Origin of the sequence: Pseudomonas sp. LA5 (genome assembly GCF_028640825.1) — a bacterium.
GTDB lineage: Bacteria > Pseudomonadota > Gammaproteobacteria > Pseudomonadales > Pseudomonadaceae > Chryseomonas > Chryseomonas aestiva.
Window position 1 is genome coordinate 116,485 of the sequence record NZ_JAQYZY010000033.1, and the last position, 15,161, is coordinate 131,645.

Below are 15,161 nucleotides of genomic sequence, written 5' to 3' on the forward strand. Positions count from 1 at the left end.
CGGGAGGGGCGCCTGACTGTCGTTACCTTAGAGTCTGTTCAAAGTCTCGCGAGCTAGAGCCAAACAAGGCGAAGAGGCCTGAGGAAGCGGAGTTTACAAATAGTAAATGAGCATTCCGAAGGCCTCTTCAACGCCGTTTGGCCGACGCGCAGCAGACTTTGGATAGGCTCTTACTTGGCGGCCAGCTTGGCGTAGCTCGTCATCAGGTTGCGGTAGTTGGGGATGTGGTTGGACAGCAGGGCACCCAGGCCCTCGATGTCGTTGCGCCAGTCGCGGTGCAGCTCGCAGGCCACGCTGAACCAGTTCATCAGTTGCACGCCGGCGGCGCTCATGCGTGCCCAGGCGGCCTGTTGCACGGTCTTGTCGAAGGTGCCGGAGGCATCGGTCACCACGAAGACGTCGAAGCCTTCGGCGATGGCCGCCAGGGCCGGGAAGGTCACGCAGACGTCGGTCACCACGCCGGCGATGATCAGCTGCTTGCGGCCGGTGGCCTTGATGGCGGCGACGAAGTCTTCGTTGTCCCAGGCGTTGATCTGGCCGGGGCGGGCGATGTACGGCGCCTCGGGGAACAGCTCGACCAGCTCGGGCACCAGCGGGCCGTTGGGGCCCTGCTCGAAGCTGGTGGTGAGGATGGTGGGCAGGCCGAAGAACTTGGCGCTGTTGGCCAGGGCCAGGACGTTGTTCTTGAAGTCGCTGGGGGTGAAATCCTGGACCAGCGAGATCAGACCGGCCTGGTGGTCGATCAGCAGGACGACGGCATCGTTCTTGTCGAGACGGTTGTAGGGCTTGCTCATGGTGGAGTCCTCAGGGAGTGGTTTGGGGGTTGCGGGTGAAGGGCGGCATCAGGCGCCGCCCAGGAGATGGCGAATGGCGACGGGTACGCCGGGGGTCTGGTACTGGCGCGCCGCCGCTTCCAGGCGCTGTTCGCCCTGGGTGACGCGGTGGTGGTGGCGCAGGTGTTCCAGCCAGGATTCGTCGCAGAAGAATTCCTGCCAGCGGCGCGGCTCGGCGCTGTCCTGCAGCAGCGCCCAGGAGAAGGCGCCGTTGCGCCGGCGCATGGCGCCCACCGCCTGCATGGCCTGGCGAAAGGCCGGACCATGCTCGGGGGCGATGTCGTACTCCAGGGTGACCATCACCGCGCCGCGCTCGCGATCCAGGGAGTCGTCGAGGATCGGCGCCGGCCAGTGCAGCGAAGGGGCGATATCGGCGGCCGGGGTGACCGGCAGACGCAGGCGCCAGGTCACCCCGATGCCGGCCAGCAGCACCCCGGCCGCCGCGCTCAGGGCAAGACTCAGGGAGAAGTGACTGGCCAGGGCGCCCCAGAGCAAGCCGCCCAGGGCGCTGGTGCCAAAGAACACCAGGATGTAGACGGCCAGGGCACGGGCGCGCACCCAGGTGGGCACGGCGGTCTGGGCCGCCACCTGCAGACTGGAGAGCACGGCGATCCAGGCCAGGCCGCTGACCAGCATGACCGGCAGCAGCCAGGCGAAGTCGCGAATCCAGGCAAGGCCGAGCAGCACGCCGGCATAGAGCGCACTGGCACCCGCCACCAGCAGGTCGCTGGACAGCCGTTCGCGCAGCCGCGGCAGGAGCATGGCGCCGCCGATGGCACCCAGGCCGACGCACCCGAGCAGGATGCCGAAATCCAGGGCGGTACCCTGCAGGGCCTGGCGCACCAGCAGTGGCAACAGGGCCATGCCGGCGCTGGCGCCGAGGAAAAACGCGGCGGTCCGGGCCAGCACCACCTGCAGCTGGAGCGAGCTGCGGGCATAGCGGAGGCCGACCCGGACGGCGCCCAGCAGGCGCTCCGCGGGCAGCACGGCGGCTGCAGGTTGGCGTCGCCAGGTCAGGAGCGCGACGATCACGGCAAGGAAGGAAACGGCATTGAGGGCGAAGGTCAGCCAGGGACCGGCCAGGCTGACCAGCACCCCGGCGAGCGCCGGGCCGAGGGCACGGGCCACGTTCATGCCCAGGCTGGACAGGGCGATGGCCGCGGGCAACTCGCTTTTATCGACCAGCTCGGGGGTCAGCGCCGACCAGGCCGGCAGCATCAGCGCCGTGCCCACGCCCATGGCCAGGGTCAGGCCCAGCAGCAGCGGCACGGTCATCCAGCCGGCCAGGGTCAGCCCGGCCAGAGCCAGGGCCACCGCGGCCATCCACAGCTGCACGCCGAGCAGGTAGCGCCGGCGGTCGACGATGTCGGCCAGGGCGCCGGCCGGCAGTGCCAGCAGGAACATCGGCAACGCCCCCGCCACCTGGACCAGGGCCACCGCCAGAGGACTGGCCGACAGCGAGGTCATCAGCCAGCCGGCGCCCACCTCGTGCATCCAGGTACCGATGTTGGAGGCGATGCTGGCCAGCCACAGCCAGCGGAAGGTGCGCTGACGCAGGGGCTGCCAGGGCGAGGCGGTGGTGGAAGTCAGGGCGGCGGCGGTCATGGCGGACGCTCCTCAGAAGCTGAAGCAGGAGCAGCCGAAGGCGCCCCAGAAGCCACTGAAGTCGCTGACCGGCACCCGGCTCTGGCGCGCCCGCTCATGGCCGTGGCCATGCACGGAACAGGCGCCGGCGCACTGGTGCACGGCGGCCTGCAGGGGCGCGCCGGGCTTCCAGTGGCCGGGCACCTTGACCACCGGCGACCAGTCCGGGGTGACGGGCAGGGGCGGCGGACCCAGGCGATCGAATTCCTCGGCGCCATGGACGATACGGCCACCGACCACGGTCAGCACCGAATCCAGATGCTTGATGGCCTCTTCCTCGACCGTGAAGAAGTCCGCCGAGAGCACCGCCACATCGGCCAGCTGGCCTACCCGCAGCTGGCCCTTCTTGCCCTGTTCCGAGGAGAACCAGGCGCTGCCCTGGGTGAACAGCTGCAGGGCGGTGGCCCGTGGCAGGCCTTCCTGGTAGAGCGCCAGGCCGCCGACGGTACGGCCGCTGACCAGCCAGTACAGCGAGGTCCAGGGGTTGTAGCTGGAGACGCGGGTGGCATCGGTCCCCGCCCCTACCGGTACGCCTTCGGCGAGCATCCGCTGGATCGGCGGGGTCTGCTCGGCGGCCTGGGCACCATAGCGGTCGACGAAGTATTCGCCCTGGAAGGCCATGCGGTCCTGGATGGCGATGCCGCCGCCGAGGGCCTTGACCCGCTCGATGTTGCGCGGACTGATGGTCTCGGCGTGGTCGAAGAACCAGGGCAGCCCGTTGAAGGGCACGTCGCGGTTGACCCGCTCGAAGACGTCGAGCATGCGCGAGATGGATTCGTCGTAGGTGGCGTGCAGGCGGAACGGCCAGCGCTGCTCCACCAAGTGACGCACCACCGGTTCCAGATCGGCCTCCATGGTGGGCGGCAGGTCCGGGCGCGGTTCGAGGAAGTCCTCGAAGTCGGCCGCGGAGAAGGCCAGCATCTCGCCGGCGCCGTTGTGGCGGAGGAAGTCGGTGCCCTGGTGCAGGGTGACGCTGCTGGTCCAGCTCCTGAAGTCGGTCAGCTCTTCCTTGGGCCGCTGGGTGAAGAGGTTGTAGGCGATGCGCACGGTGAGCTGGTCGGCATCGGCCAGTTCCTGGATCACCTGGTAGTCGTCCGGGTAGTTCTGGAAGCCGCCGCCGGCGTCGATGGCGCTGGTCAGGCCCAGGCGATTGAGCTCGCGCATGAACTGGCGGGTGGAGTTGACCTGGTATTCCAGCGGCAGCTTGGGCCCCTTGGCCAGGGTGGCGTAGAGGATCATGGCATTGGGCCGGGCGATGAGCATGCCGGTGGGCTCGCCGCGGGCATCGCGCTGGATCTCGCCACCTGGCGGATTGGGCGTGTCCTTGGTGTAGCCCACGACACGCAGGGCGGCGCGGTTGAGCAGTGCCCGGTCGTAGAGGTGGAGGATGAACACCGGGGTGTCCGGCGCGGCCTGGTTGAGCTCCTCCAGGGTCGGCAGCCGGCGCTCGGCGAACTGGAATTCGTTCCAGCCGCCCACCACCCGCACCCACTGGGGCGCCGGGGTGCGCTCGGCCTGGTCCTTGAGCATGCGCAGGGCATCGGCCAGCGAGGGCACGCCCTCCCAGCGCAGTTCCAGGTTGTAGTTGAGGCCGCCGCGGATCAGGTGCAGGTGGGAGTCGTTGAGGCCGGGGATGGCGCGGCGCCCGCGCAGGTCGACCACCTGGGTGCCCGGGCCGCGATGGGCCATGACGTCGCTGTCGCTGCCCACGGCAAGAAAGACGCCGTCCCTGATGGCGACCGCGGTCGCCTCGGGGCGCTCGGGATCGACGGTGTGGAGCTTGCCGTTGTGGAGAATCAGATCGGCGTGTTGCATGTGGCCTCCGGGACCAGGATCAGAAGTCCGGGCGCAGGGCGCCCGGGAAGGCTCAGCGAGCGACGAAGGCCAGCAGGTCGCGGTTCAACTGCTCGGCGTGAGTCACAGCGAAGCCGTGGGGGGCGCCGGCGTACACCTTGAGCTCGGCGCCACGGATCAGCTCGGCGGCCAGCTTACCGGTGGTCGCGAAGGGCACCACCTGGTCGGCGTCGCCGTGGATCACCAGGGTCGGCACGCCGATCTTGGCCATGTCCGGCCGGAAGTCGGTCTCGGAGAAGGCGGTGACGCAATCCAGGGTGCCTTTCAGCGAAGCCAGCAGGGCGATGTTGAGGGTCTGGGTGAAGACGCCCGCGGAGACCGTCTGGCCCTGGTTGGTGCCATAGAACACCGGGGCGAAGTCGGCGAGGAACTGGGCGCGGTCCTTCAGCAGACCACCGCGGATACCGTCGAAGACGCCCTGGTCGACGCCCTGGGGGAAGTCCGGCTTCCGCCCGAACAGCGGGGTGACGGCGCCGAGCAGCGCCAGCTTGGCGACCCGCGCCGAGCCATGGCGCGCCAGGTAGCGGCTGACGTCGCCCCCGCCCATGGAGAAGCCCACCAGGGTGACGTCGCGCAGGTCCAGGTGCTCGATCAGCTCGCCGATGTCGTCGGCGAAGGTGTCGTAGTCGTAGCCATTCCACGGCTGGCCGGAGCGCCCGAAGCCGCGGCGGTCGAAGGCGATGGCGCGATAGCCGTGGCTGGCCAGATGGTGCATCTGGTAGTCCCACATGTCGGCGTCCAACGGCCAACCGTGGCTGAACAGCACGGGCTTGCCGCTGCCCCAGTCCTTGAAATAGATCTCGACGCCGTCGCGGGTGGTGAAGGTGCTCATGGTTGCTCGCCTCTGTGGGTGGAAGGAGTGGAAAAGGCGCCCGAGCGGGCGTTGAGCCAGGGCGCGCACAGGCGGCTCACCCTCGGCATGATCAGGAATACCACCAGCGGCACGATGCACAGGGTGATCAGCAGGTTGCTCGGCACAGTGCCGGCCAGCAGCGGATAGCGCGCGAACAGCGGCTGCCACAGTGGTGGGATCAGCATCGTCAGGGGCGCGATGACCAGGTAGGTCAGCACCGCCTGCTTCCAGGCCGGCGGCGGGCGCACGCCGGGGCGCGGCGGGTTGAACCAGAATTCGGCGTCGGCATGCACCTCGGGCGCATCGGCCTCGCGCAGCAGCGGCGCCACCTCGGCGATCAGCGCCTGGCGTTCGGGCGAGGCCAGCCAGGCCTGGAGCTGGTCGACGTCGGCGAAGCGCACCAGGGTGGTGAAGGCGGCGCCTGCCTCGGCTGGCGGGATGACATCCACGCCCAGGTGGCCGCAGGCCGCGCGGGCGGCGGTGACGGCGCGCTGCAGCCAGCGCTGGTAGGCGTCCTGCTGGTCGGCCAGGGGCTGGTGGCGGATCACCAGGGTGACGATGCGGCTGTGGGCCTGCTGCAGGTCCTGCCCGAGTGCGGCACTCATGACAGCGCCCTCGCGAAACCACCCTGGGTGGCTTGACGCCTGGCCAGCCGCGCCTCCAGCGAATAGCGACCCGGCCCGGTGAGCGCCAGGGTGCCGAACAGCACCAGCAGCAGCCAGCCGAACTGGCCTTCTTCCAGGGACCACTGCGGATGCACCACCAGCAGCGCGATCAGCAGCACGCCGAGGATCGGCAGGCAGGCCAGGCGCGTCGCCCAGCCCAGGGCGATCAACAGCGGGCAGACGACCTCGGCGAAGACCGCGAAACCCAGGGTCGGCCAGGCACCCAGGTGCAACGGGTCCTCGATCAGCCCGAGTTGCTGGCGGAAATGCAGCGCCTTGGGCAGGCCGTGCACCGCCAGGAGCAGTCCGGCGCCACCCAGGCGCAGGAACAAGAGTCCCAGATCCAGTCGCAAGCGTTCCATGGCCCAGCCTCCCGCGGAAAGAATCGGCTGCGAGAAGACCCCGCGCCGTCGATGGAGCGGACTTTCACCCGGACGACGCTGGGCGGCCTTGGACGTCTGTGCTGGTTTTTGTACGTCTGTGCTGTGGCGTGCAGGTGAAAGGATTCAGGTCACAGTACGGATCAGTACGTTGGAAATAGTCAACTCTTGAGAGACTATGAAACGCGGAACGGCTACTTAATCGAATTTAGGGTGGACAGTAACCTGGCCCCATCGCATCCACACCGGATGCCGGACCTCACCAAGGACAGTCGACGATGAACACCCAAGCCCTCACCGCCACCACCGGCCGCCTGCTGCTCGCCAGCCTCTTCCTGTTCAGCGGCGTGGGCAAACTGCTCGCTCCGGCGGCCACCAAGGGCTACATCGCCGCCATGGGCCTGCCCTTCCCGGACCTTGCCTACCTCGGCGCCCTGGCGGTGGAGCTGGGACTCGCCAGCCTGCTGCTGATCGGCTATCGCACCCGGCCGGTGGCGCTGGCCATGGCCGCCTTCACCCTGGTGACTGCCCTGGTGTTCCACCACAACTTCGCCGACCAGAACCAGCTGATCCACTTCCTCAAGAATGTCGCCATCGCCGGTGGCCTGCTGCAGGTGGCCGCCTTCGGCGCCGGGGCCCTGAGCCTGGATGGCCGCCGGCCGGCGCGGTCGGCCCGCCTTGCCTGATCGCCCTCGCTCGATGCGCCCGCCCGATCCTTGAGCTCAGGCGGGCGCTGTCACATCCAGCATCCTGGCGCAGGCCTCGCGCACCAGTTCGAGAAACAGGCGCAGCCGCGCCGGGTAGACGCGGGCATAGGGATAGATGAGATAGAGCGGCAGGGGCGCCGCCTGCCACTCGGGGAGCAGGTGCACCAGGCGACCCGCAGCGACGTCCTCGCGCACCATCCAGTGCGACAGCGCCGCGCAACCCAGGCCGCGCACCGCGGCATGCCGGGCGACAAAGAGGCTCTCGGTGGCCAGCCGTGGCCGCAAGGGGACCAGCCGGCTTTCGCCAGTGGCGCCCAGCTGCAGGCGCAGTTCGGTCTGGTAGAACTGGGTCATGGCGATCCAGGGCAGCGCCGTCAGCTCCTCGGGTGTCTGCAGGGCGCTCGCCAGCTCCGGCGCCGCCACCAGGATGCGCTGGACGTCGCCCAGGCGCACCGCCACGGTGTCCGGATCCTCCACCACCCCCACCCGGATGGCACAGTCGACGCCATCGGCGACGAAATTCGGTGCCCGGTCGCTGAGCACCCAGTCCACCTGCATCCCCGGATAGCGCCGCAGATAGGTCTCCAGCGGATCGAGCAACTGCTCCTGGCCGAAGGCATGGGGCATCACCACCCGCAGCCGTCCCTCGGGCTCGGCATGGGCGCCGTGCAGGGCGGCGGCGAAGGCCTGCCAATCGCCGAGCAGTTGCTGGGCCTGGCGATAGCAGCGCTGGCCGTCCTCGGTCAGGCGCAGGGCGTGGGTCGAGCGCTGCACCAGGCGCACCTGCAGCGCGGCCTCCAGCGCCTGCAGGCGCCGACTGACGGTGGGCTGCGTGGTACCGAGCTGGCGTGCAGCCGCCGACAGGCTCCCGGCCTCGACGATGCGCACGAAGGTTTCCAGCAGATCGAGACGATCATGGGTAAAGGTGGTGTTCATACGGTCTACGTATACCCCCTGTACCCGGCGTTCGGCTACAGGTGGCGATGGCTCTGGTGAAGAATGCGTTCATCGTCTTCCCACCGGATGAACCGCCATGACCGACATTCCACTCCCGCATAGCCACACCTCACCTCAAGTTGCCAGCCTGTCCCCTGCCCTGCTCGGCCTGCTGGCCACCGGCGCCGGCCTGAGCGTGGCCAACCTCTATTACAGCCAGCCGCTGCTCGGCATTCTCGCGGGCGCACTGCCAGCACCTGCCGCCGACGTGGGACTGATCCCTACCCTTACCCAGCTCGGCTATGCCCTGGGGCTGCTGCTGCTGGCGCCCCTGGGTGATCGCTTCGACCGCCGCCGCATCATCCTGGCCAAGCTGGCCGTGCTGCTGCTGGCGCTGCTGGGCGCCAGCCTGGCGCCGGGGCTGCACGGGCTGCTGCTGGCCAGCCTGGTGACCGGGCTGGCCGCCACCGTGGCCCAGGACCTGGTCCCTGCCGCCGCGACCCTGGCGCCGCCGGCCGCGCGCGGGCGCATCGTCGGCACGGTGATGACCGGCCTGCTGCTGGGCATCCTGCTGTCCCGGGTGGTCAGCGGCCTGGTGGGCGAGTGGTTTGGCTGGCGGGCGGTCTATCTGCTCGCCGCCCTGAGCATCGCCGCCATCGGCGTGGCGGTGTGGCGCGGCCTGCCCGCCTTCGCCGCCACCACCCGACTCAGCTATCCGGCCCTGCTCGGCTCCCTGGGCGCGCTCTGGCGCCGGCATGCCGCGCTGCGCCGGGCGACCCTGGCGCAAGGCCTGCTGTCGGTGGGCTTCAGTGCCTTCTGGTCGACCCTCGCCCTCTATCTGCACGCCGGGCCCTTCCAGCTGGGCAGCGCCGCCGCCGGCGCCTTCGGCCTGGCCGGTGCCGCCGGTGCCCTGGCCGCGCCCTGGGCCGGCCGCCTGGCGGATCGCCATGGCTCGGAATGGGTGACGCGGCTGGGCATCGGCCTGGCGGCCCTGGCCTTCGCCAGCCTGCTCCTGCTGCCCTGGTTGCCGGGCGTGGCCGGTCTGGTACTGCTGGCGCTGGCGACGGTGATCTTCGACCTGGGCGTCCAGGCCACCCTGATCGCCCACCAGGCCCAGGTCTACGGCCTGGAACCCGAGGCGCGCAGCCGGCTCAACGCGGTGCTCTTCACCGGCATGTTCATCGGCATGGCCAGCGGCGCGGCCCTGGGCAGCCTGCTGCTGGCGCGGCTGGGCTGGAGCGGCGTCGCCGGTCTGGCGCTGGCGACCGCGCTGCTGGCGCTGACCGTCCGGCTCTGGCCGGCCCGTCCGCGCCAGGTTCAATGAGCGCGGAGCAGCAGGTGACGCCAGCCAGGGGTATCGTCAACCAAAACAGGACGACCATTCTCCTTCCAGCTCGTTAATCAAACCCAGGCGCCACAGTAGGATGACTTCCATGGCGTCGGAACAGACCGCGCCCCACTCAGACAAGGAGCCTCATCATGCTGGCCATTCGTAAAGCTTCCGATCGCGGCGCCGCCAACCACGGCTGGCTCAAGTCCTTCCACACCTTTTCCTTCGCCAGCTATCGCAATCCGGCGGAGCAGGGCTTCTCCGACCTGCTGGTGATCAACGACGACACCGTGACCGGAGGCCAGGGCTTCGGCGAGCATCCGCACCGCGACATGGAGATCTTCTCCTATGTGCTCGAAGGCGCCCTGGAGCACCAGGACAGCCTGGGCACCGGCTCGGTGATCCGCCCCGGTGACGTCCAGCTGATGAGCGCCGGCAGCGGCGTCAGTCACAGCGAGTACAACCACTCGGAGCGCGAGAGCGTGCACTTCCTGCAGATCTGGATCGTGCCCAACGTGCGCCGCGCCGAACCGCGCTACCAGCAGCAGCACTTCAGCGCCGCGGCCAAGCGTGGCCGCCTGGCCCTGATCATCTCGCCGGACGGCGCCGAGGGTTCGCTGGAAGTGCGCCAGGACGCCCGGGTCTACGCCGGTCTGTTCGACGGCAGCGAAGGTGCCACTCTGCAACTGGCCCCCGAGCGCCATGCCTATGTGCACGTCGCCCGCGGCAGCCTGGAACTGAACGGCGTCCTGCTGCAGGCCGGTGACGGCGCCAGGCTGCGCGGCGAGCGCGAACTGCAGCTGGCCCACGGCACCGACGCCGAGGTGCTGGTGTTTGATCTGCGGCCCAACGAACTGCCGCAAATGCCCTGACTACGATTTGCTCGCGAAATCGTAGGCCCTGTTTGCGCTAGGAGGCCGCTCCAACGGCCTCCCCTTGCCGAGAACGCGCCATGAGCACCCAAGCCCTGACCTCCCTGGTGGCCGGTAACGCCACCCTCTGGCTGACGCTGAACGTCTTTGGCGAACAGCTGGGCCTGCCGGTACCGGCCTATCCGTCGCTGGTGGTGATGGGCGCCGCGGCCGATGAAGCCGAATTGCTCCTGGCGCTGCTGGCTACCGTGGCGGTCACCGGCGTGGCCGATCTGCTCTGGTACTGGGCCGGCCGGCGACATGGCGCCTGGCTGTTGCGCCACCTGCCTGGCCACGTCCCGGCGGCTACCCGCCTGCCCGGCCTGCTGCTGGTGGCCAAGTTCGTCCCCGGCGCCGCGGCCCTCGCCACCCTCAGCGCCGGTGCCAGCGCCATGCCCCTGCGGCGCTTCCTGGCCTACGACCTGGGCGGCGCCACCCTGTGGATCGGCTCCGGCCTGGCCCTGGGAAAGCTGTTCGAAGAACACATCCTGGCCCTGATCGACAGACTCCAGGCCTATGGTCCGGCGCCCCTGCTGCTCGCCGGACTGCTCGGCCTCGCCCTGCTGGGCTGGCACCTGCTGGCCCGGCGGCACCCTCGGCCAGCTCCGGCGCGACAGTATTGCGCCTAGAGCGTTGCCGCCTTAACGCTAATTAACGATAGGCAACTCGCACGTCAGACAACTGCAGGGAATCATTCTCATCCAGACGGTCGCGCGACGCGGCTGGTTTGATAGGGAGAGCGCCATGTCCATGACCGTCGATAGCACCCTGGCTCTATCCAGCACCCGACTGATCGGTTTGGCCGCCTGGCAGGAACGGCTGGCCAAGGAGGTCCTGCTGCAGCATCTGGAGCGCGGTATCAGCGTCAGTCAGGTCGCCTCCGTCTGCGGCCTGTCGCGCAGTCACTTCACCCGCCAGTTCAAGCTCAGTGCCGGGCTCGCTCCACTGGAATGGTTGCGGCAGCAGCGCATCCACCGCGCCCAGCAATTACTCGCCGAGCGCGAATTGCCCCTGGCGGCGATCGCCCTGGAATGCGGCTTCTTCGATCAGGCGCATCTGAGCCGGGTATTCACCCGCGCCATCGGGGTCCCGCCGCTGGCCTGGCAGCAGCAGGCCCTGGAGCGGCGGTTGCTGGCGGAACTGCCGCAGATGCAGCCGCAGCATGGCCAGCAGGCGGTAGCCTAGCGTCGCCCCGCTGCCTTCCACCAAGATCAGCGACTTCTCCACCAGTTGCCCCAGCAGGGGGATGAAGTGCGCCTCCTCCAGCCCGCGCTGCGCCGCCAGCGCCAGGGCCTCGCTGCGACTGAAGCGCTCGCCGGCCTCGGCCAGGGTCGCCAGCACCGCGAATTCCGACTCGCCCAGGCTATGCAGACTCCAGTCCAGCATGGCGCCGAGACTGCGTTGCCGCTGCGCCGCGGTCCGCCGCCCCTGGACACTGAGGTAGTAGCCGCCTTCGAGTTGCGCCAGCACTCCGTTCAGGCCCTGGGCCGCCACCTGCTCGGCGAGGATCTCCAGCGCCAGGGGCACGCCCTCGCTGCGCCGACAGATCTCGCCGACCAGTTGCACGTCGGCCGGCTGCAGTCGCAGCCCCGGCAGCCGCGCCCGGGCGCGTCGGACGAACAGGCGAAAGGCCGGTTCGCGCATGGCCTCGCGCAGGTGGTGCGAGGGTGGATTCGCGATCGGCAACGGTGCCAGGCGCAACACGGCCTCTCCCTCCACCCGCAGGGCCTCGCGACTGGTGACCAGCACCCTGAGCTGCGGACAGCCTTGCAGCAGATTTTCCACCAGCCAGGCCGCCGGTTCGACCAGCCGCTCGGCATTGTCCAGCACCAGCAGCAGGCGGCGCGTGGCCAGGGCTTCCTGCAGCGCCGGCAGACCGCTGCCGCTGGCGAGGCCCAGGTCGCTGGCGAGGCGCTCCACCAGCGCCATCATGTGGCCCAGTGCGGCGAGATCGAGACTCTGTATCCCGTCGGCAAAGTCCTCCGCCAGCACGGGCAGCAGATGCTGGACCAGCAGCGACTTGCCGACACCGCCGGTGCCCACCACCGACACCAGGCGGCGCTGGGCAAGCAACCGGCGCAGTTCGACGAGGCTGGTGTCGCGACCTTCCAGGTGCGTCAGCGGCGGTGACGTCTCGACCAGGGGTATCAGGTCGCCTTCGCCCAGCCGCTCCACCGGCGGCGCGAAGCCGTAGCCGCGCTGGCGGACGCTGAGGATGGGATCGTCGGCGCTGTAGCGGCGCAGCACCCGGCGCAGGGCCGAGATGTGCACCCGCAGATTGATGTCCTCGACGACGCTCCCGGGCCACACCCTCGTCATCAGGGTCTGCTTGTCGACCAGCTCGCCAGGGTGTTCCAGCAGCACCCGCAGGATGTCCAGCGCCCGCCCGCGCAGGGGCAGCACGCGCTCGCCATCGAGCAACAGGCGCCGTCGCGCATCCAGGACCAGGCCGCAGAAGCGGAAGGCACTGGCGTCTTCCAGGGACTTGAGCTCTTGCATGACCATGCCGCGCCACGCCGCCATGGGTCGCCGGGGGTACTCCTTCCCGGCGCCCGCGGGCGTCTGCGCCTCTCCTTAGCCGATAGGTAGGACCATTCTGGCCGCTGCCCAGGCAGGTTGTACGACGATCTACGGCCAGAAGCTGCCATCGATGGGCGTGATACCGCCATCAGCCGCCGATTTCAGCTGAATTGATAGCGGTACTGCGCCGGGGTCAGGCCCAGATGGCTCTGGAAGGCAGCGCGCATGCAGCGGTCGCTGGCGAAGCCGCTGCGAAAGGCCACCGTCTTCAGCGGCAGCTCGGAGGTCTCCAGCAATCCACGGGCGTGATCGATGCGCGCGCGCAGGACGAACTCCAGCGGCGTCATGCCGGTGTCGCGCTTGAACACCCGGGCGAAGTTGCGGGTGCCCATGGTCGCCAGCTCGGCGAGCCGGCTGATCGAATAGGCCTGGTCGATGTTCGCCACGACGTGGTGCTGCACCCGGGTGATGGCGGTGGCCGCCTCAGGTTCGTCGAACAGCGGACTGAACTGGGCCTGCTTGCCCTGCCGCTGGGTCACCACCACCAGCACCTTGGCCACCTCCCGGGCGATGGCCTTGCCATGGTCCTCGGCCACCAGCGCCAGCGCCAGGTCGATGCCGGCGGTGACCCCGGCCGAGCTCAGCAGCGGGCCATCGCTCAGGTAGATGTCATCGGCGGTCACCTGGGCACGGGGAAAGCGCCGCGCCAGGCGCTCGCGATAATTCCAGTGGGTGGTCACCCGCCGGCCATCGAGCAGGCCGGCACTGCCCAGCAGAAAGGTACCGGTGCAGACCGCCCCGTAGCGCGCGCACTGCGCGGGCACCTGGCGCAGCCAGGCCGCGACGTCCGGATGGGGCTCCAGATAGGCGCCCGGCCCGCCGGGCACCAGCAGCAGGTCATAGGCCGCGGGCGGCTGCTGGGTGGTGAGCTCCGTGCGTATCGTCATGCCATTGGAACAACGCAGGGTCCGTCGCCGCCCGGCGGCGATGGTCACGATGCGATAGTGGTCAGCCGCGGCCAGATAGCGATTGGCGATGGAAAACACCTCCACCGGCCCGGCGAAATCCAGCATCAGCACCTCGGGGACCAGCAAGAAAGCCACTGTCCTCGTCATGGCGATACATCCTTATCCGTGTTGCAGTTGGTCCTTGAACGCTGGGGCGTCCGGGTGAATGCAGGGACGAGGATAAGGATCTGTCCCCTGAGGACAAGCAGTGGCAAAAGGCCATCCATCTGCCTTTTGCCTTGCGCGATCAGGGCTCGAAGCGCCCAGGGGCTCTGGATCGGGATTCCTGGCGTGTCGGATGCGGATACCGCCGCTTCGCCTGCCGCTACCCTTTTCGCAACCTGATCAGGGTGATCTCGCTGGGCGCGCCGAATCGCAGCGGCGGGCCCCAGTAGCCGGTGCCGCGGCTGATGTAGACGGTCAACCGATCCAGGCGGTGGATGCCGGCGACCCAGGGTTGCTGCAGGCGCACGAAGTGCATCCAGGGCCAGAACTGGCCGCCGTGGGTGTGGCCGGAGAGCTGCAGGTCGGCGCCGGCGGCGGCGGCCTTGGGCGCCGAGCGCGGCTGGTGGGCCAGCAGCAGGCGGAACAGCCCTTGCGGGGCGTTGGCGAAGGCGATCGCGGCGTCGCTGCGGTGGCTCGGCACATAGAGCGGCGCCGAGTAGTCGGTGATGCCGGCCAGTACGAAGGGCGTGCCCTGGTGCTGTAGCACCCGATGCTCGTCGAGCAGCACGGTCAGGCCCTGCTCGCGCCAGGTGCGTACCCAGGCTTCGGCGCCGGAATAGTATTCGTGATTGCCGGTGATGGCATAGGTGCCCAGGCGCGCCTTGAGTTGTTGCAGCGGCAGGAATTCCTGGCGCAGTTCGGCCACCTTGCCGTCCACCAGGTCACCGGTGATGGCCACCAGGTCGGCGTCCAGACCGTTGACCCGCTCGACGATGCGTTGCAGATAGCCGGCCTTGATGGTCGGGCCGATGTGCAGGTCGCTGAGCTGGACGATGCGCAGGCCGTCCAGGCCAGCGGGGAGCGTCGGCAAGGCCACGTCCACCTCTTTGACCTTGGCGGTACGGCGGGCGTTGTAGACGCTGCGCAGCGCCACCAGCAGCACCAGCCCCAGCACCACCCAGGCGCTGCCGACGCGCCAGGCGGCGTCCAGCGGGTGGCCGACCAGGCTGGCGAGCGCCACCACCAGGCCGCGCAGCAGACTGAACACCGCCAGGCTGGAAAACACGCCCATGGCGATCAGCGCCGCCCAGGCCAGCAGGCGCGAGTTCATGTCCCGCGAGCGAAAGCCCAGGGGCACCAGGACGAAGGACAGGATCAGCAGGGCCCAGAACGGCAGCTGGGCGACAGGCGACAGCCCGAGGTTACCGATGACACTGAGGCCGATGAACAGGTGCAGGGCGAACAGGACCAGGTACATCATGGCGCGGGAGCGGAACATGGAGGGCCTTGAGGCAGGAAGAAGGCCTTACCTTAGCACCCTGCAGGGCGCCTCTCGGAGCCCCGGGTTGTTTCCGG

Annotated in this window: 14 protein-coding genes and 1 pseudogene; 5 read left to right on the forward strand and 10 right to left on the reverse strand. The window is 69.1% G+C overall.

Translation table 11 applies throughout. The annotated features are described in order from the left end of the window. Positions 1-170: 170 nt before the first annotated feature. Genes ycaC through PVZ72_RS11025 form a run of 6 tightly spaced genes read right to left on the reverse strand, consistent with a single transcriptional unit; the run spans position 171 to position 6,211 of the window. Complete coding sequence (gene ycaC / locus PVZ72_RS11000; protein ID WP_059313433.1) at positions 171-794, reverse strand: isochorismate family cysteine hydrolase YcaC; 624 nt, start codon at positions 792-794, stop codon at positions 171-173. Positions 795-842: 48 nt separating this feature from the next. After that, the gene (locus PVZ72_RS11005; RefSeq protein WP_273861889.1) at positions 843-2,438 is read right to left on the reverse strand and encodes an MFS transporter; all 1,596 of its coding nucleotides are present in this window, start codon (positions 2,436-2,438) and stop codon (positions 843-845) included. A gap of 12 nt (positions 2,439-2,450) precedes the next feature. Beyond that, a complete protein-coding gene (locus tag PVZ72_RS11010; RefSeq protein ID WP_273861890.1) occupies positions 2,451-4,292 on the reverse strand; it encodes an amidohydrolase in 1,842 nt (613 codons plus the stop codon). 52 nt (positions 4,293-4,344) lie between these two features. After that, positions 4,345-5,163 (reverse strand): alpha/beta fold hydrolase, encoded by an 819-nt coding sequence (locus PVZ72_RS11015; RefSeq protein ID WP_273861891.1) that lies wholly within the window; start codon positions 5,161-5,163, stop codon positions 4,345-4,347. Further along, complete coding sequence (locus PVZ72_RS11020; protein ID WP_273861892.1) at positions 5,160-5,789, reverse strand: antibiotic biosynthesis monooxygenase; 630 nt, start codon at positions 5,787-5,789, stop codon at positions 5,160-5,162. The genes PVZ72_RS11015 and PVZ72_RS11020 overlap by 4 nt, the downstream gene beginning before the upstream one ends. After that, the gene (locus PVZ72_RS11025; protein ID WP_187980423.1) at positions 5,786-6,211 is read right to left on the reverse strand and encodes a DoxX family protein; all 426 of its coding nucleotides are present in this window, start codon (positions 6,209-6,211) and stop codon (positions 5,786-5,788) included. The genes PVZ72_RS11020 and PVZ72_RS11025 overlap by 4 nt, the downstream gene beginning before the upstream one ends. A 296-nt stretch (positions 6,212-6,507) precedes the next feature. On the opposite strand from PVZ72_RS11025, the gene PVZ72_RS11030 reads away from it, so the two are divergent. After that, complete coding sequence (locus PVZ72_RS11030; RefSeq protein WP_187980424.1) at positions 6,508-6,915, forward strand: DoxX family protein; 408 nt, start codon at positions 6,508-6,510, stop codon at positions 6,913-6,915. 36 nt (positions 6,916-6,951) lie between these two features. Here the strand turns inward: PVZ72_RS11030 and PVZ72_RS11035 are convergent, their stop codons facing one another. Then, positions 6,952-7,872 (reverse strand): LysR family transcriptional regulator, encoded by a 921-nt coding sequence (locus tag PVZ72_RS11035; protein ID WP_133861569.1) that lies wholly within the window; start codon positions 7,870-7,872, stop codon positions 6,952-6,954. Between the two features lie 97 nt (positions 7,873-7,969). On the opposite strand from PVZ72_RS11035, the gene PVZ72_RS11040 reads away from it, so the two are divergent. From PVZ72_RS11040 to PVZ72_RS11055, 4 genes are all read left to right on the forward strand, one after another. Continuing rightward, positions 7,970-9,196 (forward strand): MFS transporter, encoded by a 1,227-nt coding sequence (locus PVZ72_RS11040; RefSeq protein ID WP_187980425.1) that lies wholly within the window; start codon positions 7,970-7,972, stop codon positions 9,194-9,196. Between the two features lie 155 nt (positions 9,197-9,351). Further along, positions 9,352-10,074, forward strand: a complete 723-nt coding sequence (locus PVZ72_RS11045) for a pirin family protein (protein ID WP_133861571.1) — start codon at positions 9,352-9,354, stop codon at positions 10,072-10,074. Between the two features lie 80 nt (positions 10,075-10,154). Beyond that, positions 10,155-10,742 (forward strand): DedA family protein, encoded by a 588-nt coding sequence (locus PVZ72_RS11050; protein ID WP_273861893.1) that lies wholly within the window; start codon positions 10,155-10,157, stop codon positions 10,740-10,742. Positions 10,743-10,857: 115 nt separating this feature from the next. After that, complete coding sequence (locus PVZ72_RS11055; protein WP_133861573.1) at positions 10,858-11,298, forward strand: helix-turn-helix domain-containing protein; 441 nt, start codon at positions 10,858-10,860, stop codon at positions 11,296-11,298. Positions 11,299-11,919: 621 nt separating this feature from the next. Here PVZ72_RS11055 and PVZ72_RS24080 read toward each other — a convergent pair. The 3 genes and pseudogenes from PVZ72_RS24080 to PVZ72_RS11070 all read right to left on the reverse strand — a co-directional run. After that, positions 11,920-12,636 (reverse strand): annotated as a pseudogene (locus PVZ72_RS24080) (winged helix-turn-helix domain-containing protein); the annotation flags it as partial. Positions 12,637-12,794: 158 nt separating this feature from the next. After that, positions 12,795-13,748 carry a GlxA family transcriptional regulator gene (locus PVZ72_RS11065; protein ID WP_273861895.1) on the reverse strand — a complete coding sequence of 318 codons (954 nt, stop codon included), beginning with the start codon at positions 13,746-13,748 and terminating at the stop codon, positions 12,795-12,797. Between the two features lie 217 nt (positions 13,749-13,965). Next, positions 13,966-15,084: a metallophosphoesterase gene (locus tag PVZ72_RS11070; protein WP_273861896.1), complete on the reverse strand. Its 1,119-nt coding sequence runs from the start codon at positions 15,082-15,084 to the stop codon at positions 13,966-13,968. Positions 15,085-15,161 lie beyond the last annotated feature (77 nt).